This is a genomic window from Nostoc sp. 'Peltigera membranacea cyanobiont' 210A (assembly GCF_002246015.1).
Taxonomy (GTDB): Bacteria; Cyanobacteriota; Cyanobacteriia; order Cyanobacteriales; family Nostocaceae; genus Nostoc.
Genome location: NZ_NOLJ01000006.1, coordinates 394,516 through 420,664 on the forward strand (window position 1 = coordinate 394,516; position 26,149 = coordinate 420,664).

28 protein-coding genes and 1 pseudogene are annotated in these 26,149 nt (G+C 41.4%); 21 read left to right on the forward strand and 8 right to left on the reverse strand.

Annotation, left to right across the window (positions count from 1 at the left end; translation table 11 throughout):
- Positions 1–217 precede the first annotated feature (217 nt).
- The 6 genes from petN (at position 218) to CDG76_RS20955 (ending at position 5,132) form a co-directional block, all read left to right on the forward strand.
- The gene (gene petN / locus CDG76_RS20930) at positions 218–307 is read left to right on the forward strand and encodes a cytochrome b6-f complex subunit PetN (RefSeq protein WP_012408302.1); all 90 of its coding nucleotides are present in this window, start codon (positions 218–220) and stop codon (positions 305–307) included.
- 7 nt (positions 308–314) lie between these two features.
- On the forward strand, positions 315–476 hold the full coding sequence (locus tag CDG76_RS37480) for a hypothetical protein (protein ID WP_094350864.1): 162 nt from the start codon (positions 315–317) through the stop codon (positions 474–476).
- Positions 477–628: 152 nt separating this feature from the next.
- Positions 629–3,823: a GAF domain-containing sensor histidine kinase gene (locus CDG76_RS20940; RefSeq protein WP_094350865.1), complete on the forward strand. Its 3,195-nt coding sequence runs from the start codon at positions 629–631 to the stop codon at positions 3,821–3,823.
- 151 nt (positions 3,824–3,974) lie between these two features.
- Positions 3,975–4,199, forward strand: a complete 225-nt coding sequence (locus CDG76_RS20945) for a hypothetical protein (RefSeq protein WP_094350866.1) — start codon at positions 3,975–3,977, stop codon at positions 4,197–4,199.
- A gap of 153 nt (positions 4,200–4,352) precedes the next feature.
- Positions 4,353–4,676, forward strand: a complete 324-nt coding sequence (locus CDG76_RS20950) for a hypothetical protein (RefSeq protein ID WP_094350867.1) — start codon at positions 4,353–4,355, stop codon at positions 4,674–4,676.
- Between the two features lie 6 nt (positions 4,677–4,682).
- Complete coding sequence (locus tag CDG76_RS20955) at positions 4,683–5,132, forward strand: type II toxin-antitoxin system VapC family toxin (protein WP_094350868.1); 450 nt, start codon at positions 4,683–4,685, stop codon at positions 5,130–5,132.
- 166 nt (positions 5,133–5,298) lie between these two features.
- Here the strand turns inward: CDG76_RS20955 and CDG76_RS20960 are convergent, their stop codons facing one another.
- Both CDG76_RS20960 and CDG76_RS20965 read right to left on the reverse strand, forming a co-directional pair.
- Positions 5,299–6,198: a DUF4351 domain-containing protein gene (locus CDG76_RS20960; RefSeq protein ID WP_094350869.1), complete on the reverse strand. Its 900-nt coding sequence runs from the start codon at positions 6,196–6,198 to the stop codon at positions 5,299–5,301.
- A 7-nt stretch (positions 6,199–6,205) separates the two neighbouring features.
- The gene (locus CDG76_RS20965) at positions 6,206–6,559 is read right to left on the reverse strand and encodes a hypothetical protein (protein WP_143854132.1); all 354 of its coding nucleotides are present in this window, start codon (positions 6,557–6,559) and stop codon (positions 6,206–6,208) included.
- A 275-nt stretch (positions 6,560–6,834) separates the two neighbouring features.
- Between CDG76_RS20965 and CDG76_RS20970 the strand changes: the two genes are divergently transcribed.
- Positions 6,835–7,971, forward strand: a complete 1,137-nt coding sequence (locus CDG76_RS20970; RefSeq protein WP_223265315.1) for a hypothetical protein — start codon at positions 6,835–6,837, stop codon at positions 7,969–7,971.
- Positions 7,968–9,437 (forward strand): WD40 repeat domain-containing protein, encoded by a 1,470-nt coding sequence (locus tag CDG76_RS20975; RefSeq protein ID WP_094350872.1) that lies wholly within the window; start codon positions 7,968–7,970, stop codon positions 9,435–9,437. Before CDG76_RS20970 ends, CDG76_RS20975 begins: the two co-directional genes overlap by 4 nt.
- A gap of 145 nt (positions 9,438–9,582) precedes the next feature.
- Here CDG76_RS20975 and CDG76_RS20980 read toward each other — a convergent pair whose 3' ends face one another.
- From CDG76_RS20980 to CDG76_RS20990, 3 genes are read right to left on the reverse strand one after another with little or no spacing between them, the layout of a single operon-like run.
- Positions 9,583–10,989, reverse strand: a complete 1,407-nt coding sequence (locus tag CDG76_RS20980; protein ID WP_094350873.1) for an NAD(P)(+) transhydrogenase (Re/Si-specific) subunit beta — start codon at positions 10,987–10,989, stop codon at positions 9,583–9,585.
- The gene (locus tag CDG76_RS20985) at positions 10,986–11,279 is read right to left on the reverse strand and encodes an NAD(P) transhydrogenase subunit alpha (protein WP_012408294.1); all 294 of its coding nucleotides are present in this window, start codon (positions 11,277–11,279) and stop codon (positions 10,986–10,988) included. Before CDG76_RS20985 ends, CDG76_RS20980 begins: the two co-directional genes overlap by 4 nt.
- A gap of 32 nt (positions 11,280–11,311) precedes the next feature.
- Complete coding sequence (locus tag CDG76_RS20990) at positions 11,312–12,478, reverse strand: Re/Si-specific NAD(P)(+) transhydrogenase subunit alpha (protein ID WP_094350874.1); 1,167 nt, start codon at positions 12,476–12,478, stop codon at positions 11,312–11,314.
- A 766-nt stretch (positions 12,479–13,244) separates the two neighbouring features.
- Between CDG76_RS20990 and CDG76_RS20995 the strand changes: the two genes are divergently transcribed.
- The 8 genes and pseudogenes from CDG76_RS20995 to CDG76_RS39670 all read left to right on the forward strand — a co-directional run.
- Positions 13,245–13,757: a DUF2808 domain-containing protein gene (locus tag CDG76_RS20995; RefSeq protein ID WP_094350875.1), complete on the forward strand. Its 513-nt coding sequence runs from the start codon at positions 13,245–13,247 to the stop codon at positions 13,755–13,757.
- Positions 13,758–13,870: 113 nt separating this feature from the next.
- Positions 13,871–14,005 carry a 50S ribosomal protein L34 gene (rpmH, locus tag CDG76_RS21000; protein ID WP_094350876.1) on the forward strand — a complete coding sequence of 45 codons (135 nt, stop codon included), beginning with the start codon at positions 13,871–13,873 and terminating at the stop codon, positions 14,003–14,005.
- A 26-nt stretch (positions 14,006–14,031) separates the two neighbouring features.
- Positions 14,032–14,454 (forward strand): ribonuclease P protein component, encoded by a 423-nt coding sequence (rnpA, locus tag CDG76_RS21005; RefSeq protein WP_094350877.1) that lies wholly within the window; start codon positions 14,032–14,034, stop codon positions 14,452–14,454.
- Positions 14,441–14,833: a PH domain-containing protein gene (locus CDG76_RS21010; protein WP_094350878.1), complete on the forward strand. Its 393-nt coding sequence runs from the start codon at positions 14,441–14,443 to the stop codon at positions 14,831–14,833. The genes rnpA and CDG76_RS21010 overlap by 14 nt, the downstream gene beginning before the upstream one ends.
- Before the next feature lie 187 nt (positions 14,834–15,020).
- Positions 15,021–16,172: a membrane protein insertase YidC gene (yidC, locus tag CDG76_RS21015; protein ID WP_094350879.1), complete on the forward strand. Its 1,152-nt coding sequence runs from the start codon at positions 15,021–15,023 to the stop codon at positions 16,170–16,172.
- Positions 16,169–16,696 (forward strand): Jag family protein, encoded by a 528-nt coding sequence (locus tag CDG76_RS21020; RefSeq protein WP_190240917.1) that lies wholly within the window; start codon positions 16,169–16,171, stop codon positions 16,694–16,696. The genes yidC and CDG76_RS21020 overlap by 4 nt, the downstream gene beginning before the upstream one ends.
- Before the next feature lie 225 nt (positions 16,697–16,921).
- Positions 16,922–17,440, forward strand: coding sequence for a YceD family protein (locus CDG76_RS21025; RefSeq protein ID WP_094350881.1), 519 nt, complete (start codon positions 16,922–16,924; stop codon positions 17,438–17,440).
- Between the two features lie 127 nt (positions 17,441–17,567).
- Positions 17,568–17,690 (forward strand): annotated as a pseudogene (locus CDG76_RS39670) (IS982 family transposase); the annotation flags it as partial.
- Here CDG76_RS39670 and CDG76_RS21030 read toward each other — a convergent pair.
- Together CDG76_RS21030 and CDG76_RS21035 are read right to left on the reverse strand one after the other, a co-directional pair.
- The gene (locus CDG76_RS21030; RefSeq protein WP_094350882.1) at positions 17,680–18,108 is read right to left on the reverse strand and encodes a putative toxin-antitoxin system toxin component, PIN family; all 429 of its coding nucleotides are present in this window, start codon (positions 18,106–18,108) and stop codon (positions 17,680–17,682) included. The pseudogene CDG76_RS39670 and the gene CDG76_RS21030 sit on opposite strands and share 11 nt — an antisense overlap.
- Entirely contained in the window at positions 18,108–18,329 is a 222-nt protein-coding gene (locus tag CDG76_RS21035) for an AbrB/MazE/SpoVT family DNA-binding domain-containing protein (protein ID WP_029637898.1), read from the reverse strand. Before CDG76_RS21035 ends, CDG76_RS21030 begins: the two co-directional genes overlap by 1 nt.
- A 590-nt stretch (positions 18,330–18,919) precedes the next feature.
- Between CDG76_RS21035 and CDG76_RS21045 the strand changes: the two genes are divergently transcribed.
- Both CDG76_RS21045 and CDG76_RS21050 read left to right on the forward strand, forming a co-directional pair.
- The gene (locus CDG76_RS21045) at positions 18,920–19,849 is read left to right on the forward strand and encodes a ParA family protein (protein WP_094350883.1); all 930 of its coding nucleotides are present in this window, start codon (positions 18,920–18,922) and stop codon (positions 19,847–19,849) included.
- 52 nt (positions 19,850–19,901) lie between these two features.
- The gene (locus tag CDG76_RS21050; RefSeq protein ID WP_143854133.1) at positions 19,902–20,597 is read left to right on the forward strand and encodes a hypothetical protein; all 696 of its coding nucleotides are present in this window, start codon (positions 19,902–19,904) and stop codon (positions 20,595–20,597) included.
- 28 nt (positions 20,598–20,625) lie between these two features.
- Here CDG76_RS21050 and CDG76_RS21055 read toward each other — a convergent pair whose 3' ends face one another.
- Positions 20,626–21,228: a hypothetical protein gene (locus CDG76_RS21055; protein WP_094350885.1), complete on the reverse strand. Its 603-nt coding sequence runs from the start codon at positions 21,226–21,228 to the stop codon at positions 20,626–20,628.
- A gap of 868 nt (positions 21,229–22,096) precedes the next feature.
- Between CDG76_RS21055 and CDG76_RS21060 the strand changes: the two genes are divergently transcribed.
- From CDG76_RS21060 to CDG76_RS21070, 3 genes are all read left to right on the forward strand, one after another.
- Positions 22,097–23,608 (forward strand): AAA family ATPase, encoded by a 1,512-nt coding sequence (locus CDG76_RS21060; protein ID WP_094350886.1) that lies wholly within the window; start codon positions 22,097–22,099, stop codon positions 23,606–23,608.
- A 388-nt stretch (positions 23,609–23,996) separates the two neighbouring features.
- Positions 23,997–24,506, forward strand: a complete 510-nt coding sequence (locus CDG76_RS21065) for an SH3 domain-containing protein (protein ID WP_094351071.1) — start codon at positions 23,997–23,999, stop codon at positions 24,504–24,506.
- A 201-nt stretch (positions 24,507–24,707) separates the two neighbouring features.
- Positions 24,708–26,132, forward strand: a complete 1,425-nt coding sequence (locus CDG76_RS21070; RefSeq protein ID WP_190240918.1) for a peptidoglycan-binding protein — start codon at positions 24,708–24,710, stop codon at positions 26,130–26,132.
- The last annotated feature ends 17 nt before the right edge of the window (positions 26,133–26,149 follow it).

Genomic DNA, 26,149 nt, shown 5'->3' on the forward strand with positions numbered 1-26,149 from the left:
CTAGTATTCCCAAAGCATTAAATTAGAAAGCGCGATCGCTACTTTATTTATATTAGTTTTCATTATTACGTACAGCACTAAAGTATCAAAAAAAGATAGTATCTGGTTTTTGGCTGCACGCAAAACTTACAATGTCATTGATAAAAAAATCTCAGCCTGCCCAATCCCTGTATGATAAATATTAGAAACCTTTTGTAATTATTTGAAAAATGGGACTATGGAGATTTTGACACTAGGTTGGGTATCGTTGTTAGTTGTGTTCACTTGGTCAATTGCAATGGTAGTGTGGGGACGTAACGGACTGTAGAGGCATTGTGGAAAGTCCATTCTTGAGTATTTTGGCTTTATTTGCTGTAGTGCTGCTTGTAGTAGTCACTGGTGGTATTGGTTATTTGACCCTGGCAGATTGGCGCGATCGCCGTCGTCGAGATGAAGAGAAACGCACCACCCGCAGCGCCACTCCCAAGCGGCGATAATTTTCTCGTGATTGAAAATCTTTTTGTAGGGACGCGATTGTATCGCGTCCCTACATTGTTTTTATGACATTCCCAGAAAATAATTGTTACCTTTGCGATCGCAACGGGAATCATGAAATAGAAGACTTTCAATATTTAAAGTCCCACTGGGAATGGAAAACTCCTCTACTACTCAACCCATAGAACCAAATTCCGAACGGCAAGAATCTCATTCAGATGTAACATGCTCCTTGCGTCAGAATGAGCAACAAAAAGCCTTATCTGGAGTTATTGCCCGTATTCGGGAGTCTCTAGACATAGAAACTATCTTCAAAATTACAGTCACTGAAGTTCGCCAGCTTCTGAAAAGCGATCGGGTTGGCGTGTTTCGTTTTTATCCTGATTTGGCATGGGAAGGAGAATTTATCTATGAAGATGTGGCAACCGAATGGGATTCGGCATTAGCTGCCAAACTACGCGACCACTGCTTTAGTGAGGAGTTCGCAGGACTTTATCAGCAAGGTCGAATTAGAGCAATAACTGATATTTATGAAGTTAATGCTAGTGATTGCTACATCCAAATTCTGGAAAAATTCCAAGTACGTGCCAATATAACTGCCCCCTTGATCAAAGGTAAAGATTTATGGGGATTGTTGTGTATTCATCAGTGTGGTAATCCTCGACAATGGGAAGCATCAGAAATTGAGTTTGTGCAATTAATCGCCGAACATCTAGGAGTTGCTTTACAGCAAGCAGATTTCCTGGAACAAGTCAAACTACAATCAGCAGAACTAGCACAAGCAAAAGCCAGAGAAAAAGCAGCCCAATGGCAGAAAATCATAGCTATCACCATTGAGAAAATTCGTCAGTCTCTAGATTTGGAAAGCATTTTCCACACAACCACCGCAGAACTTAGGCAGCTACTAAATGCCGATCGCGTGGCTATTTATCGCTTCAATCCCGATTGGAGTGGTGAATTCGTGTTTGAATCAGTGGCAGAGGGTTGGGTTTCCCTCATAGAGCAACAGTCGCAACGGCCGGAATTGAAAGAGAACGTTAGCGAATGTAGCGCCAAAGATTTAGCTAAACCCCCAGTCGCTGATACCTATTTACAAGATACAGAGGGTGGGAGCTTTACTCAGTGTGAAGTCTACCGAATTTGTAATGATATTTACAATTCAGGCTTTAGTGACTGCTACATTAAAATTTTAGAGATATATCAAGCAAGAGCTTATGCGATCGTTGCTATTTACCACGGTCAAAAGCTCTGGGGTTTGCTAGCAGCATACCAAAACGCTGGAACCCGTGATTGGCAAAAAGATGAGGTTTACTTGCTTACCCAAGTGGGCACCCAACTAGGTGTGGCTTTGCAGCAAGCAGAATTTATCCAACAAATGCAGATTCAAGCAGCAGATATCAGTAAAGCTGCTGAAAGGCAAAGGGCGTTGGCGAACACAGTAGAAAAAATTCGTCAGTCACTTGAAATTGAAGCCATATTTAAAACCACTACTCAAGAAGTTCGTCGGTTATTAGAAGTGGAACGAGTCGCAATTTATCGCTTCTATGCTGATTGGAGTGGCGAATTTGTGGCTGATTCCATCGTTGATGGCTGGACACCAATGGTTAAGCCGCAGCCAGTGACGGAACGCGTTCTTGTGGAAGGAAAACAAGCAGGTAAGTATGCACGTAATGAAGTTTTTGTACCCATTTCTCAGGGCGAAAAGCTGTGGGGATTGCTAGTAGCTTATCAAAACTCCCAGCCCCGTTATTGGCAAGATGAAGAAATCAACTTGTTAGCACAAGTTGGCGTTCAATTGGGGGTAGCATTACAGCAAGCTGAGTCCTTGAAACAGATGCAAGTGCAAGCCCAAAAACTGGCTAAAGCCGCCGAACGAGAACGGAAAGCAGCCGAAAGGGAGAAGGCGCTGGCTGCAACGGTAGAGAAAATCCGCCACTCTCTTGATATTGACACCATTTTTGCGACCAGTACAGAAGAAGTCCGACGGCTATTGGAAGTTGACCGAGTGACAATCTATCGATTCCGAGCTGATTGGAGTGGCGAATTTGTTGCTGAGTCTTTAGCCCAAGGTTGGACACCAGTAAAGAAAATTGTACCTACGATGTCTACGATGGTCACTGAGCCAAGTCGTTCGCGGAGCGTCTCGCAGAGAAGTGCGAGCTACGCCTACGCAAATGATTACTTGCAAAAAAACCAAGTAGGAGACTTTGCTAATGGTAAAACTCTGGTCATTAAGGATATTAATAGCACCGATGATTCTATTCCTTATATTGCCCTGATTGAACTCATGGAGGCTAGGGCATATATGATTGTGCCGATTTTTCAGGGTGAGAAACTTTGGGGATTGCTAGCAGCTTATCAAAATACCAAACCCCGTGATTGGCAAGAAGATGAGGTAGATTTGCTAATGCAGATTGGGACTCAGTTAGGGGTAGGACTTCAGCAAGCGGAATTACTGGAACAGACTCAACGTCAAAAAGAAGAAATCACCCAGACTCTTAAAGAATTGCAGGACACTCAGAGCCAGTTAATTCAAAGTGAAAAAATGGCAGGCTTAGGGCAGTTAGTTGCTGGCGTAGCCCATGAAATTAATAACCCGATTAGTTTCATTTATGGCAATATCACTTATGTTACTGAACATACCGAAAATTTATTTAAATTACTGCGCCTTTATCAGAAACAGTATCCTAAGACAACAGAGGAAATTAAAAAGCAAGTAGCAGCATTAGATTTAGATTTCATTAATGATGACTTGCCCAAAATTCTTGCTTCAATGAAGATGGGGGCAGAGCGGATATCTCAATTAGTCTTGTCTTTACGAAGTTTTTCTCGGCTTGACGAATCAGGAATGAAGCCCGTTGACCTTCATGAAGGTATTGACAGTACTTTGCTAATCTTACAACATCGACTGCAACCACAAACTAATTCTTTTGCTATTGAGGTAGTAAAGCAATATGGTGAATTGCCCCCAGTAGTTTGCTATGCAGCCCAGATGAATCAGGTATTTATGAATATTCTCAACAACGCGATTGATGCACTGGAAAACTCAGCAATTAGTGGAAAAAGAATTGACAATCCTAAAATTTGGATACGTACAGAAGTTATAGAAGAGAATATTGTTCTGATTTGGATTGCTGACAATGGTTGTGGGATTCCAGAGATTGTGCGATCGCACATTTTTGAACCTTTCTTTACCACTAAACAACCTGGACAAGGTACTGGTTTGGGGTTATCTATTAGTTACCAAATTATTGTAGAAAAGCACTGCGGTACTATCAAATGTGTTTCTGAACCTAGTAATGGCTGTGAGTTCTGGATACAAATTCCGATGAAACGGACAATTAGTTAGGAAAAAACAGGCGATGTATTCTCTACGAGAGGCTACGTCACAGGACACAGAGGAAAGAGGAAAAAGGCGATTGTGCTGTGGAGATTTTTACAGGCGATCGCTTATCATAATTTCACTAACATTAGTAATATAAGTTGCTCTATGAATTAATATGGAAACTAAAGAAATTCTCCAAGCACTCCCAAGCCTGAGCATAAGCGATCGCCTGAAGATAGCTGAATCAGCCCTGCAATTGGTTCTTCAAGAAAAACACTCACTTACCAAAGATGAGCAAAAATGCCAATTAACACTAGCCGCAATCACAGCTATTGGAAATTATGTCAATAAAAAGTTAGCGATCGCTTTTTTATCCCACGCAATAGGCGCACTCGATTAGGAACTGATTCTTGCTCCGTTCGATACCATGTCAGCGTCGGGACGTTCTCAGTAAACTAAAATAGCTATTCACGCTAAAATATAATATAACTACCAGTGCTAAAACTGATTAATATCTACTCGTGTTTTTAAATTATCTACTTGAAAGGTATTTATGAACAATAATCAACCGCTCACAGCACAATCATCAACTACACCCCGCGCTGAACTATTATTAGAAATTCAACAAACTCCAGAAGAATATGTACCAGAATTACTACAATTTGTACGTCTATTTCGTCAAAGTGTGACGATGAAACAGACATCATTAAATAACTGGGAAAATGCTCTCAATGAAATTAATCAGAGTGATGCCGTCAAACAACAAGAAAGGAAAACAAACATAAAAAAAATATTTGAGTCATGGAATGAGTTAGATGAACAAGAAGAACAACAAACTTTAAAAATTATTGAATCCATGAAAGGTATTTCTATTTAAAATAGGATGAGTAAGGTTATTATCTTAGATTCTGCACCTGTAGGATTAATTACTAATCCAAAAGCAACGCCTCTAGCTGTGCAATGTCAAGAATGGTTTTATACGCTCTTTGAGAGAGGATATGAAGTAATTTTACCAGAAATTATAGATTATGAAATTAGACGGGAATTATTAAGAGCAAATAAATTATCAGGAATTATAAAACTTAATCAACTCAAGTCAGAAATTATCTATCTTCCTATTACAACAGAAGTGATGTTGAAAGTAGCAGAGTTATGGGCCCAAGTCAGAAATCAAGGAAAATCTACAGCAGATAATAAAGCTTTAGATGGTGATGTAATTTTGGCATCTCAATCTATTTTAGTTGCTAATTATGGGCATGAGGTTATTATTGCCACAAGCAATAAAAAACATCTATCTATTTTTATTGATGCTAGAGAATGGCAAGAAATTTAGAAAATAAACCAAGCGATCGCACCGTGGAGATTTAGCGATCGCTCTTTTTAACGAACCACAGAGGCGCAGAGGACACAGAGGAAGAAGAGAGCGATGCCTGCCTTCGGCGGGCTTCGCCTACGCACGCTGAAGATTTTGCAGGCGATCGCTTAGTGGAATCGATATTTTATTGATGCTGTTGCAACCAAGCCACTAAATCAGCTTCAGTGGAGAAATCTAGTAAGGCTTCGGCTAAATCCTCTAAGTGAGTTAAGGATAACCCACGCAGTTCCTCTTGTAATTCAGGAGTAATCACACCAATTCGCTTTGTTAATTGACGCTGGATTATTTTCAACTCTCCTTGTTGTATCCCTTCTTCCATCCAACTGGTGACGATTTGCATAACTACCTGCTGTTGAGTTGGTTCAAATTGAGCAATTTCAGTCTGGAAAATTTCTTCTTCTTGAGCATTTAGCCGTAGGTAGGTGTCAATAAACCCAGAAATCAATTGTGTCCGCGCTGGATCTAGCTGTAAGGTAGCTAACAGGCGCAGACACTCAGATTTTACTCTGGGTCTGTCTTTTGGTGCTATGTTCATTTTAGCCATGAGCGCACTAGCTACGGGATTTTGCTGTTGCAGATATTCTCGCCAATTCAGGCGATTTAACTGGATGACATCATAGTTGAACTGCAAAACAACTTTATTGGGAAATGCTACCTGATGAAAATTTGTTTCAGCTTTTTTGGGGCTATCGTAAGAAAACAAAGCGATAGGATACACTGGCAAGGCGTATTTTTCATACAATCTAGCGAAGTAGCGATACATCCGCAAATCAAAAGCTTCTTGATAATAAGCTTGATGTTCTAGATGTACTAGGAAAAACGATTCTTGTCCTCTAAATCTCGCTTTTACTACTAAGTCAGTTTCATATTTTTCTCCAGCAGTAACATCGGTAAATACCTCTTTGTCAATGAAGGAGATCGTATCCCGTTCCAGATAAGCTGTTATCTCTGGAAAAAATAACTCGATGAATTCCCAGAAGAAGGTTGTTAACAGTTCTTTGAATAGGCGATCGTGGTCTATCATGTCAAATTTATATCATGTTTTGATTGGCGATCGCACCGTGTAGATTTTGCTGGCGATCGCTTTTTATCTCACACAAAGGCTCAAAGGAAGAAGAGAGCGATCGCAGGAGATTTGGTGATCGCTTTTTTACCTTATATAAAGGAAGAGGAGCGATCGCACCGTGTAGATTTTGCTGGCGATCGCTTTTTTTAACGAACCACTCCAGGCGCAGAGAACACAGAGGAACAGAAGGGGCGATCGCACGGTGAAGATTTTGCAGGCGATCGCTCTTTTTAAAGAACCACAGAGGCGCAGAGAACATAGAGAAAGAAGATAGCGATCGCACTGTGGAGATTTGGCGATCGCTCTTTTCTAGCCACATAATATTTAGTATGGTTACACTCCATTCTTACTAAGTAAAATTGCTGAGGTATTTTGTCCTTATCTAACCCAAAATGGTTCATGGCTGACAATAATATCTTTATTTAGCTACTAGGTAAAGCTTCAAGATTATTTTGTCAATCAATAAAAAGCACTTATCTAACTGGAGATAAGCTAAAAAACATCTAATTTGCATAATCAAATTAAACATAACTCTTGTGGGGTGGGCATCTTTCCCGCCCAGCTTATGCAATTTAAATATGGAACAGCTTAGTCTTGAATACTTACACAGTAATTATGCTAGGCCCATCTGGATCTGGCAAGACAGTTTTTTTGGCAAGTATGTATAAGAACCTATCCACGCAGGGAGAGCATGGCTTCTTTTTAGAAGTTGATGGAGCAGAAAAAAGAAAGCGACTGAACAACATCTATACACAAATTGCTGTTGATGAGAAATGGCCAAAAGGGACAACATATAGCGAAATATCAGAATGGACTTTCACTTGTCGTGTTCAGACAGAAAACCTGCCAATTTACTCAGCTTGTAAATTTGCCTATTTGGATTATGCTGGTGGCAGGCTAACAGATGAAATGGAAGAAGAAGACGCTGCATTTGAGAGCAAGCTTAAAGAAGCTGAAACTATGCTGGGATTGTTAGACGGTCAGAGACTTTCTGCATTAATGCGTAATGAAAAGCTAGGAAAACTTTGGGCTATAAACGATTTACCCAATATGCTTCATCTAATGCAGAATAGTAACAAACCAATTCACTTTGTTATTAGTAAGTGGGATGTTGTACAAGGAAACTTTACATTAGAACAAATACGCGATCGCTTGCTACAAATTGAGGAATTTAGAAATCTAGTCAAACTGCGTAATAAAGCGGGTACACCAGTGCGCTTAATTCCAGTAAGTGCAGTAGGTATAGGTTTTGCTAAATTGCAACCAGATGGCAGTATGGCAAAAACTGGGGAGTTACCGCAACCATTTCATGTAGAAGTACCTTTAGCTTGTATTTTGCCAGATGTGATACAAAGCAAGCTAGAGGAACTCATGAGAAAGAGGCTAGAAGAACTTAGTACACCAATTGAAGTTAAACCAAACTTGAGTTTTTGGGAGAGATTAGGTCAAGCTTTTGGTAGTGGTCTGAAAATTGTGCAGCAAATTTTACCTAAAAAGTATCAATTTGCTGAAGATATCCTACAAAAATTGATTGAGTATGCTGAAGAACCAGCACAGAAGAAACAAGAAGCAGCAGTTAGAAGAACTGATGAGCTTCGTCGTGAACAGGCAGCATCACTCAAGGTAGTTGCCGATGAAGAAACAGCATTAAAGCACGTAATTAATTGCTTCTTATCTATTAGAAATAAACTCGACTACACATTTCCAGAATCGGATATTATGTTGCCATGAAAAGTATTCAGGCTTGGGGGTTCTTAGTAAGCCGTAATCAATACCTTGACTACAGGACGGTTGTAGCTCCCAATTTCATGTGTCAAGCTGGCGCATCTAGCATACTTGCTAAAGCAGCAGAGGGTGATTTAACTGAAAACGGTTCTGTTGTGTACCGCGAAATATATGACTCTAAGGTTGGAGATTTTACTATAGTTTTTCGGGTTATTGAAGCAACTGCGGAAGATACAGGTATTCCTGGTAATGGCGTTTTGAAAGATACATTTGGCAGAGAAATTTATTTAATAGAGGGCATTGTTTTAAGAGAATTAATGCCAGATATTATAGTTACACAGGACAATATCGAAAAAGTTCATAAACATCTGGTAAAGTTTTACTACGAATTTTGGGATTGCACAACACCTGCCTCTGCCTTCTCCTCAGAGCATTTAAGTTTACAAATCGATAATACTTCAGATGTGTGTTTAAAATATATACTAAAGCCATATAATTTTGGCGGCAAGCAATTACAAAAATCAGAAAAATCATCAATAAAAAAAACTAATTCATGGGAGTTTATATCTAGTGATATTTTTGCTGGTGAAATTAGTTCATGTGCTTTTATTTCTGATGATAATTTGCTAGCTATTCGCTATGATCAAAAAATTGATATATGGAATTTTAGTAATCGGCGAAAAATTCATTGTTTCTCAGGAGGAAAAATCATATTTGGTGGTTATCTTGCACCAATGGCTATCAATCAAACTGGGCAATTTATTGCTAGTGCTATGATTGAAGGGACTGATTGCAATTTCGTTAAATTGTGGGATATAAAAAGTAAGCAAGAGACACTCATTGGTGAACATTTATGGACTGGATTCCATAGAGTTAAGGCTATAGCTTTTACTCCTGATAGTAAAATAGTTGCTAGTGGTGGTGGGGATAAGACTATTAAGCTATGGGATATTAAAGAAGAACAATTAGAACTTGGTAGTCTTAGTGGGCATGATAGTGAAGTTCTATGTATAGCGATTAGCCCAGATGGTAAAACTCTTGCTAGTGGTGATGGACACGGAGTTATTAAGTTTTGGGACTTAGGAAAGAGACAAGAAAGTTGCAGTATCAAAGCTGGTAAACTTTCAGTACCTATTAATTCACTGGCTTTTAGTCCTAATGGTCAAATACTGGCTAGTGGCAGTGATGATCATAGTATTAAACTTTGGAATGTAAAGACGAAAAAAGAAGATTGCACAATTGGACAGCACTCTTCTCCAGTAAATGCAGTAGCTTTTAGCCCAGATGGTCAAATAATCGCTAGTGGAGGTGATGACTATAAAATCAGAATTTGGGAGTTAAAAAGTAAAACAGTAATTTTGGAGCTTTCTGGACATACCAAAGAAGTTAAATCAATAGCTTTTAGTCCTGATGGTCAAACTCTTGTTAGTGGTAGCAAGGATCGTACAATTAGAGTGTGGCAGCGTATATAAAGCATTGAAATTGTTTTCAATGCATCAAGCAAGTTAATCCGCTAGCAAAAAAACTTGCCCCAGAAGCATCACACCCCCAAGGCAAGCCAACTCTCTAATTCTTTCTTTACTTCGCGCCCTTTGCGCCCTTTGCGGTTCGTTTCTCTTAAAGTTGCTTAACCTCAGAAACCAACTTCGACACCATATCCTTAGCACTGCCAAAAAGCATTGTAGTTTTATCCTTGTAGAACAACTCATTATCTACACCGGCAAAACCCGTACTCATCCCGCGCTTAATCACAATCGTCTGCTTCGCCCGATCTACTTCCAAAATCGGCATACCATAAATCGGGCTACTTGTATCACTCCGCGCCGCCGGATTTACCACATCATTTGCCCCAATTACTAAAGCCACATCCGCTTGATCGAACTGGGGATTAATATCATCCATGTCATACAACTGCGTATAAGGCACATTTGCCTCCGCCAGCAACACATTCATGTGGCCCGGCATTCTCCCAGCAACAGGGTGAATGGCATACTTGACATCAACGCCCATTTTTTCTAACTGATCTGACAATTCCCGGACGCTATGTTGCGCTTGGGCAACTGCCATACCATAACCAGGTACAATTACCACAGAACGGGCATAACCCAACATCATCGCCCCTTCTTCGGGATCGATACTGCGGACGGTTTGATCGGTTGCACCACCACTAGCAGCAGCACCACCAGAACTAGATCCTGTACCAAAAGCGCTGAACAGCACACTAAATAAGGAGCGGTTCATCGCCTTACACATAATTTCGGTGAGGATTAAGCCAGATGCTCCCACCAAAGCCCCAGCGATGATTAACATATTGTTCATCACCACGAACCCAGCAGCAGCAGCCGCCACACCTGACAACGAGTTCAACAGCGAGATTACCACTGGCATATCGCCGCCACCAATGGGGAGGACGAACATCACGCCCAGCAGCAATGAAACGCCAACCACTCCCAAGAATATGGGTAAGCTATCTGGTGTGATGATTAAATAGGCACTACCTACTATATAAGCACCCAGAAGCAAAAGGTTAAATGGTTGCTGGAAAGGAAATGTAATCGGGGAACCGCTAATTAAACCTTGCAATTTGGCAAAGGCTAAAAAACTACCCGTGAAGGTAATACCACCGATTAACACGTCCAATAGGATGGAAATGTTGACATCTAGGGGTATCGGCTGAGAACTATCTAATAACCGCCAGAATTCGGCAACAGCTACTAATGCCGAAGCCGCACCGCCCAAACCGTTGAGTAAACCCACCATTTGGGGCATTTCGGTCATTTGGACTTTGTAGGCAACGATCGCACCAATTCCCGATCCAATCGCCAAGCCCAACAATATCATCTCGTAGTTCAACACGTGTTGATCGAGCATTGTCGCCACAATTGCCAGTAGCATCCCCACAGCCGCTACAATATTACCGTTTCTCGCTGTAGCAGGCGATCCCAGCTTTTTCAAGCCCAGAATGAATAACGATGCAGCGACTAAGTACGTCAGCTGAATGCCAGTTGGTAAAAAGTCGCTCACGCCTTAATCTCCTTCTTCTTGAACATTTGCAACATTCTGTCTGTGACTAAAAAACCACCCACAACGTTGATTGTTGCCAATACCACAGCAATCAAACCGAGAATTACTGACACACTCGTATCTCTCGCACCAGCAGCAACTATTGCTCCAAGTACCGCAATCCCAGAAATCGCGTTTGAGCCTGACATTAAGGGCGTGTGTAGAGTCGGTGGGATTTTGTTGATAACTTCAAAGCCGATAAAAGATGCCAAAACAAATACAAACAAAGCAGCAAGTAATGCCTCTGTCATGAAATCAAAACTCCTTATGTTAATTTGGGCTACTAGCCTGCTCCAACTCCGCTCAAGGCTTGTAGCGCATCCCGCACTCGCTGATTGCGAATTTCACCAGCGTGGGTAACGCAAGCTGCATCAACGATGTCGTCGCTAAAGTCCACCTGCAAAGCTTTGTCTTTAATTAGCAGTTGCATCAACGATGTAACGTTCTTGGCATACAATTGGCTGGCGTGAATTGGCATCGATGATGGGAGATTGATCGGGCCGATAATTGTTACACCGTTCCAGACAATATCTTTACCGGGTTCTGTACAGGCGCAGTTACCACCCTGATCAGCAGCCAAATCCACAATTACTGAACCTGGTTTCATTTGTGCCACCATTTCTTCTGTAACTAGCCGTGGTGCTTGTCTCCCAGGTACTTGAGCAGTAGTAATCACTACATCAGAATTCTTAACGTGTTCGGCGACAACTTCTTGGGTACGTTGTTTGCTAGCCTCAGAAATTTCCTTGGCGTAACCGCCAGCAGCGACGGTTTCTTCGTCTAATTTGACTTCAACGAATTTTGCCCCTAAGCTTTGCACTTCTTCTTTGACGGCGGGACGGATATCAAAGGCTTCTACTACTGCTCCCAAACGTCTGGCGGTAGCGATCGCTTGCAATCCGGCTACACCAGCGCCCATAATAAATACTTTCGCTGGAGCGATCGTACCTGCGGCTGTGGTTAACATCGGGAAATATTTCGGTAATGCAGCTGCCGCAATTAATACTGCTTTGTAACCTGCTAATGAAGCTTGCGAAGACAAAGCATCCATACTTTGCGCCCTGGTAGTACGGGGGATCATTTCCATACTCAAGGCTGTGACTTTCCGATTTGCTAGTTGCTGGGCTACAACAGGATTTCCCAAAGGATTGAGGAAACTGACTAATACAGCCCCTTCCTTTAACAAATCAACTTCTGAGCGTCCATCTTCTCGTTCTTGCGGTGGACTGACTTTCAACAGAATATCTGTTTCGCCCCATAATTTGGCAGTATCGCTGATGATTGTGGCTCCTGCTGCTTCATAGTCAGGATCGCTAAAAAAAGATCGCTCTCCTGCACCTGCTTCTACCCACACTTCCAAACCTTGTTTTACCAATCGGGCAACGGTGTCAGGAATTAATGCCACACGACGTTCACAAACTTCAATTTCTTTAGCAACTGCTATTCTCATGAAATCTCCTGAAGATAAATACTTAATCTCTGCCAAGTAAGCGATTGTCTAGATGAGGCGTGTCCCGCACTCATAGTACTTAGACAGGAACATCACCCATGAATTTTACTTGTAGATTGAACCTTGAATCTTTCCTCTCCCACTCTTAGCTCTCCAGGCAAAGCCTCACTTTGCCCCTCGCAGATGTCATATTTTCAGATAGTTGCAAACAGGGTTACGTATTGCACATCCTAAATTGATTCCCAAATTTTGCATCTTTATCTTTAGCTTGTTTTCGGGATTGAAAAATTTTGGTATTCCTTTCTTATAGAGTAATATTGACCGAATTTTGAAAGCTTGATAATTTCCCAATCAAATTTTAATGATTACGACTTCGATTCCAATCCAACTTATTTTAATCAATTTAGCCCAACTTAACTGGCGATCGCTGATGACATGGATCAATTTTTATAACAAAATTCTCAAATTTAGATACACTTATACATATTTGGAAACACAATCCAACCCCCAACTGTGTTTATATCTAGTTCAAATTTGACCAACTTAGTAATCAAATCAGGGCTATGTAAGGGTAATGAAGTAAATTCAATATCCGTTTTTTTAACACTAAGTAATTTTACTGTTGCCTAAAATTCAGATATAATGGCACTTTTTTTGGAAATTAAACGTCCATTGTCAGGAAGCCAGTAGTAAAGTTTAGTAAAGAATACTAACACACAGTCATTTTTAGATAACAGATTTATATTTTGGTAGAGGAAGCCCAATTATGCGACGTTTACTTTCTGCTTTAGCCGTGACTAGCTTTTTGGTTACTGGATTACCAGCCTTGAGTTGGGCGCAAAGCTTACCTGGATTTACGCTGTTTAGCGGCGTCAAACAAGAAAATCAGCTACCCTTCCGCTTAGATTTTGGTGGACAAGCTAATGGTTGGGATCGATACATATTAAGGATTCCAGCCAAAAGAATGAAATTGGCAGTTGGTCAATTTGCCATTAACTACCCTGATTATTACAAAGGAACTTTTGACCAGAAAAAAATTGAAGTTCGAGTCAAAGGCAAAGCAGTGCCGCTTTCTGAGGTGAAGTGGGACAAAGAAGGTAAACTGATTAATATTTTTCCTCAAGAGCCAGTACCAGCAGGTAGCGCAGTCGAGGTAGTGTTATCTAACGTGAAAAACCCATCCTTCGGCGGAGTTTACTATTTTAACTGTCAAGTACTCTCCCCTGGCGATGTGCCACTACTGCGCTACATGGGAACATGGATTTTGAGCATTAATTAAGAATCGGGAGTAGGGAGTGGGGATATAACCAATCGGCGATTCCCAATTCCCTAACAAAGTGATACAATTAGAGATTGTGAGTTTTTATAAAAATCACCTAAGAGGAGAACAGTATGAAAAGAACACTGGGCGGCACTAGCCGTAAGAGAAAAAGAACCTCTGGTTTTCGCGCCAGGATGCGGACGCCAGACGGTAGAAACGTGATTAGCGCCAGAAGAAGAAAGGGACGTCACCGTCTAGCCGTTTAGGGCATATTTAAGCTAAAAGAGCATCTGTGGCTTTGCCCAAAACAAATCGGCTAAAATCCCGAAAGGATTTCCAGGCAGTTTTCCGAGAAGGAATTCGGCGTCATGGCTCTTATTTAACATTGAGAGCCTTAAAGCCCTTATGTTCAAAAAAACCTTCTTTGGACACTGCCACTCAGACTACACAAGCAACTGACTTAAAGCTCCTTGCTAGCACGCGGATTGGCATTTCGATTAGCACAAAAGTCAGCAAAAGGGCAGTGGTTCGCAACCGAATTAAACGGCAAATTACTGCTGCTTTATATAACCTGCTGCCAAAATTATCACCAGGATGGCGGCTAGTCTTCATTGTCAAACCTACAGCAGCAGAATCTAAGTGCGTAAGCCCACAATTTCTGCAAGAATTAGAGCAGTTGTTGGCACAAGCTGAGGTGTTCGATGGGAATTCGTGAAGATGTTTATTATGAAGGTGGCCCCCATATTGGGGATTTAATTGTCAACCTGCTGATTGGGCTAACCATTGTCGGGCTACCATTAGCAGTCGGAGCAATTGTCAGGGCATTGTGGCTGCGTTTCCGCATCACCGATCGTCGAATTACTGTGATTGGAGGTTGGCAGGGACGCGATCGCAGTGACGTAATTTACTCAGAAATTGTCAAAATCGTCAAAGTTCCCCGTGGCATTGGCTTTTGGGGAGATATGGCGATCACCCTAAAAAACGGCAGTCGTCTTGAATTGCGTGCAATTCCCAATTTTCGGGAAGTCTATGACTACATCAACGAAAGAATTGCCGCCAAAAATCCCGAATATATCGCCACTGCCAACAAGTGATGATAGTAGGGGCAGATTAGGGAGATGGAAGAATCAATGCCCAATCCCCATTACCCCTTATCCCCAGAAGGGCCCCACCTTCCCCAATTTAAATGTGCGGCTATCCGTAGCGAAAGATAGTCGCCGACAAATCATGATTTAGATAAATTAGATTCAGTTTACAGTACCTCAGGTTGAATTCAGAATAATGGATTTTGGTATCGGCTTTCTCTCGAACAACGTGATGCTGCCAATCATAGATTTCTTCTATGGTATTGTGCCTAGCTACGGATTAGCGATCGTTGCTTTGACCCTGATAGTCCGCTTCGCGCTCTATCCCCTGAGTGCTGGCTCAATTCGCAATATGCGGAAAATGCGAATTGTACAACCTCTGATGCAGAAGCGGATGGCAGAAATCAAAGAGCGCTATAAGGATGAACCGCAAAAGCAGCAAGAGGAAATGGTCAATGTCCAAAAAGAATTTGGCAACCCCTTGGCCGGCTGTTTTCCGTTATTAGTGCAAATGCCAGTTTTGTTAGCGCTGTTTGCCACTTTGCGAGGTTCGCCTTTTGCCGGTGCAAACTACAGCGTTAACCTGCAAATTCTTCCCGCAGAACAAATCGAACAAATTCAACCGCAAGCCTTTGCCACTGCTCCGCAAAATATTTATGTTGCAGATGGGGAACACGTTAAAGTAGCTGCCATTATTCCCAGCGGAAATAAATTAGCGGTGGGAGAACAAACCAAGATACAGTATCAAACTGTTGACGGTAAGCCATTTCAGGTACTCTTAGCAGAACACCCAGAAAACAAGCTGATTCCTGATTGGAAAATTACCAAGGGTGAAGATAGGATAAAAATTGATGCTGAGGGCAATGTAGAAGCCTTGCAACCAGGAGATGTCACCATTCAAGGAACAATTCCTGGACTAGCAGCAGAAAAAGGCTTTCTATTCATTGATGCTTTAGGCAGGGTTGGCGCACAAGATGCAGATGGCACAATCCACTGGGATATCGTCGCCATGATCGTCTTCTTTGGAATCAGCCTTTATGTTAGCCAAATGCTTTCCGGGCAAAATTCCAGCGGTGGCAATCCACAGCAGGATACAGTTAACAAAATCACCCCCGTCATCTTTTCTGGGATGTTCTTGTTCTTCCCCCTACCAGCTGGAGTGCTGATGTATATGGTGATTGGTAATATTTTCCAAACCGCCCAAACTTATCTTCTCTCCCGCGAACCTCTACCAGAAGAACTGCAAAAAATCGTAGAAACCCAGGAGAAAGAAGCAGCAGTTACAGAGCAAAAAGCATTACCGTTTGAACCAAAAAGTCCTAAGAAAAAGGCAACAGGGGGATCATGAGCGACATTCCGATGCAGCGAGGTCAGCAGTGGTTAAAAACCCTGCTGGAACTCACTGGAATACCTGCTGAGATTCAGGGTCATTTAGAAACTGCCCAATCTCAAGACGGCGATTCTCCAGAACCAGATAACTACTGGTTGACTATTGACCAAACCAATTTGACATCAGAACAAATTCAGGTGTTAATTGGTGCTGATGGTTCTGTGTTAGATGCGATTCAGTATCTAGCAAATTCGGTTCTAAACCTTAGCCAACCCACAGAAGAACAAGCCTCTTACACCATTGAGTTAAATGGCTACCGGGTCAAAAGAGAAGCCGAAATTCGTGCATTAGCAGAAGCAGCAGCCGATGAAGTGCGCTTTTCTGGTAGAGAAGTAGAAATCAAATCTCTTAGTTCTGCTGAACGGCGTCAAGTTCATACCTTCTTGAAAGAATTTGGAGATTTAGAAACCTTCAGTCGCGGTAAAGAACCACATCGTCATCTGGTTGTCTGTCCAGCCTCGTTGGAAGGAGTTGGGAGTTAGGAGTCGTTCAATTTTGGATTTTAGATTTTAGATTTTAGATTTTTTATTCAATCCAAAATCCAAAATTCAAAATCTAAAATTGTTAGAGTTAGGAGTTAATTGAAAACTCATAACCATATATAATTTCAAAATTTCTCTTGTTCTTAAGGGATAAAATAAAGATTCAGTATCAGTATAATTGCTGGTAATCGAGATAAATTTTAGTGAGGATGTCTCACGAATCCTATGGACGCAATTTATATTCCGCAGCTAACTCAAGCCCCGGAGCGGACAGAGGAAGTTCAGGTTAATGAATTTCTGCCTGGTCTGGAAACTTTGACACCAGTTCGCGGGCACGTGCGCGTGCAGCATCATGGTAATTACTTGCAAGTATCTAGTCAGGCAGAAACAATTATTACTTGTACCTGCAACCGCTGCTTGCAGCAATACAATCGACGTTTAGGGCTTGATACGAAAGAAATCATCTGGTTAGACGAAACGGCAAATCAGGCAAATGACTTGCCCTTAGAAAGGGAAGTGGTTATGGAAGAGTTACTGGAAAGCTTACCGCCTGATGGTTATTTTTATCCCAACGAATGGCTGTATGAGCAGATGTGGTTGGCAGTACCACAACGGCAACTGTGCAGTAGGAATTGTCCAGGTATTCCTGTAAGTAGTACTGTTGATAGTTCTGATAGTCCTGAAACTCCAGTTGATAACCGTTGGGCTTCTCTGGAAGCACTCAAAAAGCAACTTCCGGGCTAATAGCTTATTAGTGATGGCTCAAATTCTGTGATTTCCCGCCCGTGCGTAGTTTACCGTCGTAGGCATCGCTTTTGAGAATATTAACTCGACAGAGATAGCATGGGTGGTAAATATATGAGGCTTGTAAATTGTATCTCGGCTCGACATTACACAAATATTCTGTGATGTAGATGACTTCTGTAAGCAGTGTGAAAACTTATGGCAACAAATACCACTTTTACAAGGCATCACCGGAAAAATTAGGGTGACTGACCATCAATAACATTTAGAAAATCTTCAGCCGTGATAATCGGGCAAGAAAAATTATCTTTTAGACTGAGTAAATCGCGATCGCCCGTCACCAGATAATCAGCCTCACTGACCACAGCCAAAAGTAAAAAAGGCACATCAAACGGATCACGACATTCAGGAATTACAGGCAAGCGGCCGGGCATCGCTACAGCTTCACAAAAGAGTATGTAATCCGATAGTAAATCTTCTTGCTCAGTTGGCGTGAGCTTAAACTTTGGATAAGCCAGCACTCGGATTAACTCAGTTGTTGTCGCTTTAGAAACCACGGGAGTGAAGAGAGCGTCCTGCCATGCCAAACGAAGCCTAGATACTCTGCCCCCAAATATCAGCGCCGAGATGATGATACTAGTATCAATGACCACCCGTGGACAAACCATTACGATTGACGCGCCCAAGCCACTGCATCAGCCACATCCTGCTCACTCAGTCCTAAATCCGCCAGCTTAGATCGAACTGCATCAGCCCGCTGAATTTTTACAGGAGTCAGAATAATTTGCCCCCCCTCCACCTTTACCTCAAAATACTCAGCCTCACCGATTTCACGAGTAATACTTTTAGGCAGCGTTAGTTGATTTTTAGAAGTTAACTTGGCGAGCATGACTTGCCTCCTAGCCTTTGCTATCAAATGTAAGGATTCCTTACTTGAGTATATACATCCTACCTTATTAAATCTAAAACCCAATCACAGAAACAGCTTTTCGTTTCTGCTCTGGCGTGACCTCCAGATAACGCTGCAACGTCCCCAAGTCGCTGTGACCAGAGATTATCCTGAAAAATGTGAACTACTAACGCAAAGTATTGTAACTCCGTTGGCGACGCGATGGCGATCACACTTCATCAATTCCAACTTATCAATTGCGATCGCTACAACCCGCATGATAGCGTTGGCTGATTAAACCTGCTTATGCTTGCAGCGCGTTGACCACTTGCAGGTATAATTTGCCCAATTAATGCAGGTGGCTCCTTACTCGTTACCAAGAGGTAAAAGGGTTATCGGAGTCAAGTTAGGTGGTGCTGTAATAATTTTGTTAGTTTTTCTCTCATAGTGGGCATACTGCAAGTATCAAGTAAGTAGTGCCGTAGGCGAAATCAACTATTGGGGTGCGATGTGCCTGTTAACAAAATAGTTCGATGGATTTGGCAATGATGTTGTTAAAAGAAATAGAAAATTCAAATAAGGAAAAGTAGATGAAAGTTGTATCAGTAATGAATTACAAAGGTGGCGTTGGAAAAACCACCGTAACAGCAAACCTAGCAGGGGATCTTGCTTTTCGGGGATATAATGTCTTACTAATAGATGTAGATCCTCAAACTAACTTAACCTTTTCATTTATCCAACCTGACATTTGGAACAAAAGCTTTCCTAACTCCAAAACATTAAAAAAGTGGTTTGATAACATTATAGATGGAAATACCCCGACACCTTTAATTGACTTGACCTTTGACCCTGAAACTGTGAACAAATTATTAGAAGGTAAAGGTAGGCTTTCGCTAATATCATCAGACCTTGGACTTATAAATGTAGATGTAGACCTTGCTTCAAAACTAGGAGGAGGCAATATTGGACAGATTAAAAAAAGCTTTTTAAAAAATCATAAATGGTTAGCGAATGGATTAAAAGAATTAGAATCAAATAATTTATATGACATTGTTCTTATAGACTGTCCCCCGAACTTTAATATTGTGACAAAAAACTCAATTGTTGCAAGTGATTATATCCTAATACCTGCTAAACCAGATTATTTATCTACACTTGGTATAGATTACCTCCTGCGCCATGTCAAACAGCTTGTGAAAGACTTCAATGATTTTATCAAATCAGATGATGGTATTGTTCATAAAGAAATAAACCCTCAAATATTAGGCGTACTTTTTACTATGGTTCAAACTCATGGAGGAGAGCCAATTGCTGCCCAAAGGCAATATATTAATCAAACTAAAGAATTGGGATTTGCTACTTTTACACCATACATTAAAGAGAATAAAACTATTTTTGGTAATGCCCCTGAAGCTGGTTATCCTGTAGTTTTAAAAATAGGTGCAAATAAGACAGAGAAGGAAGTAATACAAGGTATTGAAGAATTTACTAATGAATTTATAAAGAAAATTAATTTGTGATTTTATCATGAACAAATACCAGTATTTCCCAAAAATAATAAGTTTCATAATTGTGCTGTTAAAAGAGGTTCAATCCTTAACAGAGCAAGAAATTAATGACATTGTAGAAGGAATAGTTACGGTTAAGATAGTCCTCAAATATAAAAGCAGTAAGCAATTGAATACTCAGATTAAAACCACCGTATCAAAAGAGGTAAGTTCAACTGAAGAAAATACCAATTCTGTAGATGAACTAGAGGCATCTTCAATTGAAACAGAGATATCTTCAACCGAAGGATTGGAATTAAAAAGTGAACCGTTAAAAATAGAACAAGGCGTAGATATAGCGAAGCCGTCACCAGAACAAGTAGCTGAAACACTACAGAACTTAGGCACTCGTGAGGAAGGATTTCGGATTCTAACTGATTTGTGTCCCGCCAGAAAAGATTTGCAAAGTTTAGCCAAGTATATTGACATCCCAAACAGCAAAAGAGATTCAATACAGACATTACGCGAGAGAATTATACAAGCAACAATCGGGTATCGTTTAACGTCTAGAGCAATTCAAGGCGAACCAATAGAAACAAAATGGCTCCCGACACAAACTCCTGAATTCGACCTCATTGAAGCGACTCAAGATGAAACAATATCAACGTCTACAAAAGAACTAGATGTAGAAACTCTTCAAGAAAGCCAACCCGACCCAATTGAACAAACTCATCTTGACCCAACCCCGGATGCATCCGATCGCCCTGCGGGTCGCAGTTAGTAAAGCAAGTTCTGCCGCAACCCCTAGCTCATTCAAACAACACACAACTAAAACCAGTTTGTTGTTTAACCGCCTGTTTGTAGCCGTCCATCGTGGTGTTTAATCGTGCAAAGTCACTCTCTCTAATCCCCTTGACATACACACAAGACTTATCTGCCCATAGTTCGTAACCATTCTCACTGCGTCCCAAGAAAGTTCTTTGCTCAGTAACAGCACTTTGGCTAGGGGCTGCGCTTTGGCTAGGACTAACACGTTCTGTTGGTACAACTTTTGGCACGTATGCAATATATAATCCTATTGCAATAAGATAAATTGGAGAGAACAAAAGAGCGCGTCTTACAAATGTTTCATCTTTGTATTTGCCCTCGCTTAGAGTAAGAGTTTTCTGAAATTTATTTCCAGATATTTTTACCGAGGGTATTTTGCAATGGATATCTTCAAGTAGTTTGATAATTTCAAATACTTGGATTTTTTTTGTGAAATTATCAACATTGTTAAATGGGGTTTCTAGTATTAAGATAATCCCCCACTGCATACGAGGGTTAACTTTTGTTCCTATTTTTTCTTCAATGAGTGCAGCGATCGCGTTGATATCCCCTGCGTGGGCTAACTCTAAAGTGGTGTCTGGCATATATTGTTAAAAGTGTTACCACTGTTATACTGACTAAAATTTTGTCACAGGTATAGTGAGTCCACTGAACTAAGAAAAGGCATTGCGGTATGAACTTAGGTATGAGTATTAGGTAAGCTCCTGCTCGGCTCATATCCATCCTGTGCAGTTATTCTTGCATTCTTTTATAGGTAAAATAGTATATCTAATGCAAGCTGTAACTATTGCTGGGTATAGCCTTCAGAGGTGTCAGGCATTGGCGAAAATCTGCACAAAAGTAAAGCAGCCATTAATTAGGGATAAAGTAGTCCAATAACCCTACTGTGTAAGAGTTACAGTCATTTTCGGCTGTACGGGGACAATCAAAAGCGATCGCTGTTGTTGTTTTTATAAGCTATACCAGTCCAATAAAACTGCTGTGCAAAGGTTACAGGCATTTCTACCAACCTCTTGCGTGTATTTTCCTGCACACATAGATCATGCCTTTTCCACTAGCAGAATTGGCATCGAAAGTTACTTGTTTATTTGATTCACTTTCTTCTAATGGTCGCCCTGACGCGATAAAATGCCCCTCGGATGCCTGTTCAACCAGAACATGAAGAGACAGCCTATTCAAACTTGTGACTCTTTAAAGATTCATAGACAGCGATACTAGATTCACTTTCCCCATAATTATGCCTTAATCAAAACTCAAATACCTGATGCAAATAGGCATTGAGCCGAGATATGAACGAAAAAGGTAATTCAGAAATGTTTATGTCTAAGTGTATTATAAAAATCTTGATTTTTCGTTAGTCCACGGAGGTGGACTTTGTTTGTATAGCAGTGAATTCTATTCGCCTAATATTTTGCTGAACAATGAGAGAATAACTAATAACCACAGCTACTTATGAACTTCCGTGAAGAGTTTAAACTGCTGCTACGTGCCCGCTACCCTTTAATTTATATTCCCACATACGAAGAGGAGCGGGTAGAAGCAGCTATTCGGGAAGAAGCAACCAACCAGGGTAATCGCCCAGTGTATACTTGGGATTTTGTCGATGGCTACCAAGGAAACCCCAATGATGTTGGGTTTGGGCGGCGTAACCCGTTGCAAGCTTTAGAATTTATCGAAAAATTACCAGCTTCCGCACCAGCAGTATTAATTCTCCGAGATTATCATCGCTTTTTAGAAGATGTAGCGATCGCGCGCAAACTCCGCAACCTGTCGAGACTTCTCAAGTCACAACCAAAAAATATTGTCCTACTGTCACCACGCATCGCCATCCCTGACGACTTAACCGAAGTGCTGACAGTCGTCGAGTTTCCCTTACCAGCCGCCCCAGAAATTAAAACTGAGGTGGAACGCTTACTCCAAAGTACTGGTAACTCCCTTTCTGGCAAAGTTTTAGATGACTTGGTGCGCTCTTGTCAAGGGCTTTCGATGGAACGAATTCGCCGGGTTTTGGCAAAAGCGATCGCAACCCACGGAGAATTGCAACCAGAAGACGTGGATCTGGTTTTGGAAGAAAAGCGCCAAACTATCCGCCAAACCCAAATCCTGGACTTCTACCCCGCCACTGAGCAAATTTCTGATATTGGCGGACTAGATAACTTGAAAGACTGGCTGATTCGTCGGGGAGGCTCATTTACTGATAAGGCGCGACAGTACGGATTACCGCACCCCCGTGGTTTAATGTTGGTGGGTATTCAGGGAACTGGTAAATCGTTAACGGCAAAAGCGATCGCTCACCACTGGCATTTACCCCTGCTACGTTTGGATGTGGGAAGGTTATTTGGTGGTTTGGTGGGTGAATCAGAATCTCGGACTCGCCAAATGATCCAAGTAGCTGAAGCCCTCGCTCCCTGTATTTTGTGGATTGATGAAATAGATAAAGCCTTTGCTGGACTTGGTAGCAAAGGCGATGCCGGAACAGCCAGCCGTGTTTTTGGCACTTTTATTAACTGGCTAGCCGAAAAAAGCTCACCTGTGTTTGTCGTCGCCACCGCCAACGACATCCAAGCTTTACCGCCGGAAATGCTCCGCAAGGGGCGATTTGATGAAATTTTCTTTGTGGGTTTGCCCACTCAAGAAGAGAGAAAAGCAATTTATGATGTTCATTTATCCCGACTGCGCCCCCATAACTTGAAAAGTTATGACATCGATAGGCTAGCTTATGAGACGCCTGATTTTTCTGGGGCCGAAATTGAGCAAACTTTAATTGAAGCGATGCATATTGGATTTAGCCAAAACCGCGACTTTGCTACCGAGGACATTTTAGAAGCAGCTAGTCAGATCATACCCTTAGCAAGAACTGCCGTAGAGCAAATTCAGCAACTCCAAGAATGGGCTGCTGCTGGGAGAGCGCGTTTAGCATCTAAACACAGTCCTTTGAGCGAACGCCTCCGGCGCACTACGTGAACCCAAAATAAATGTAGAGACATAGTACTCCTATGTCTCTACAAGGGTTCTAGATAACGCATATTTAATTTCACCATCTGTCTATTCAGCATGGTTACAATAATCAGTTAGTCAAAAGTCAATAGTTAATGATGAATTATTATCGACTATTGATTCTTATACTGATGGGTTACTTGTTTCTCTACTTGTAATACCAATTTGAAAAATGATTGCGACAGATGGAAACTGAAACAATTATCCAATGGATGTTTCACAATCCAAAATCTAAAATCTAAAATCTAAAATGGTATAACCCTTGAGAGCCAGTTAAACAGCACTCTCCTCAATGGGGAAAATACGCACGACTGGCTCACCTTCACCCTTGACTCTTGATAATCAGGTTTTAATTATGTTTTCTGGCTTAACAAAGTTTCTACTGGGGTTTTTCTTAGCGATCGCTGTGCTGATAGGTGGCGGTGCTGCAATTGCACTCTATTTTATGAATCGTACTGGCATAGCCCCTGCCAAACCCATTTATTCCAATGATAGTCCTTCGGTGAAAGCCCAAGCTCCTAAAAAAACTGAGCCTGGAGGAGGTAAGCCCACTCTTACACCTGGGACATCTACTCAATCGTCTCCAAGCTCAACCTCTACTCCTACAGAATCACCAAAGCCTACCCCATCATCCAAACCATTACCAGCAGGAGCTTACCAAGGGCGTGTTAGTTGGGCTGAAGGCTTGAGTTTGCGATCGCAACCAAATCAAGAAGCTGAAAAGATTGGTGGAGTTGCGTTTAATCAAAAAATTATTATTTTGTCAGAAAGCGAGGATAAAGCTTGGCAAAAGATCCGTTTGGAAGGTAGCGAACAAGAAGGTTGGGTGAAAGCAGGTAATACTGAAAAAGTTGATGAACAATAGGTATAGGGCATGGGGCAATTCAATTTTGGATTTTGGATTGACAATTTTGGATTGAATTCCAATCTAAAATCCAAAATCTAAAATCTAAAATTCTTACTCCCCGCTCCCCAGGACACTTACTTGTAAAGAATCATACGAAAAGTAATTATTACACATAGTAAGGAGTATACTTTTTTATAGCCGTTAACTCAAAAAAAGCAAGTGAAAACAGGGGTAGCTAGCCATTTAATCAAGCTTGCCTCAGTCTACGAGGCATCCGAAAGCATCAAGGTTGTTCCTATCGTAGTTAATTTTAAATTTTTAAATTGGAAAAAGTTATCGACTGGTGCTGCAATGCGTCTTTTGTCTGTGGCTCTGATTACGGGGCTTATGAGTATTGCTGGGCAAGCTTTAGCACTTCAGAAAATAGGAAGTAATGGGCCTGAAGTTAGCAGTAGCCAGAGATGTTTAAAAAAGTTAGGCTATTTTAACGGCCCAGTCACAGGTAAGTTTGCTAGCTTGACTCAAAATGCTGTGATCAAATTCCAGCAAGCCAATAGAATATCATCTGATGGAATTGTGGGTATTAGTACTCAACGAGCCTTGCAACGAGCGTGTCAAAGTAGAAATTCTAATAGAAATATTGGTGGCGCATCGTCGCGATCGCCAGTTGGTCAATATCCTACTCTTTCTCAAGGTAAAACTGGTGCAGCCGTCACAAGATTACAACAGCGTCTACGGCAGTTAGGCTACTTTAATACCAATCCTACTGGGAATTTTGGACGAATTACTAAAGATGCTGTAATTGCATTCCAGCGAAGTTATCGCATAACTGCTAACGGGATTGTGAATCGACAAACTTGGAACGCACTAATGGGTTCCTCTCCGACTCCAGGAAGATCGAGTCTTTCCACTCAACAAGTCAGAGAACTCCAAGTGCGTTTGCGGCAGCTAGGTTATTTAAATGCTGATGCCACTGGGAATGTTGGCCCAATGACTAGAGAAGCTGTAATTGCATTCCAGCGAAATAATGGACTACCTATTGATGGCATTGCTAATGCCCAAGTTTTGGACTCAGTGCGTAGAGTCTCTACAGGTGGTACTCAACAACCAGGTAGAAATTATCTAACTGTAGGCGATCGCGGAGAAAATGTCAGATTAGTTCAAGAGCGTTTGGGACAATTGGGTTTCTCTAATACTAACCCTGATGGACTTTTCAACGATTACACCAGACAATCTGTGATTGCATTCCAGCAACATTCTCGAATTAACTCTACTGGAAATGTAGATTGGCAAACTTGGGAAGCATTGGGGTTAAATGGTTCAACTGGGGGCAATTATACTCAAAATAATGATTATGTATTAGCTGACACTAATCGCTATGCCTTACCTCCTGCCAATGACTATGTAGTACCTGTTACCAATGGCAACACATTAGTTGCTAATAATCCTTACAGAGTAATAATTCCAATTTCTAATAATGATACTCTGAGCAAAGTGCAACAATATATACCCAACGCTGTCGCGGAGCAATCCAATTTAGGGGACTATGTGAATGCTGGAGCATTTAGCGATCGCGCCCAAGCAGAAACGCTAACGAAAAAGCTCCGCTCATTAGGTCTTGATGCACGGGTAAAATACAATTGAATTAGGGATTGGGGATT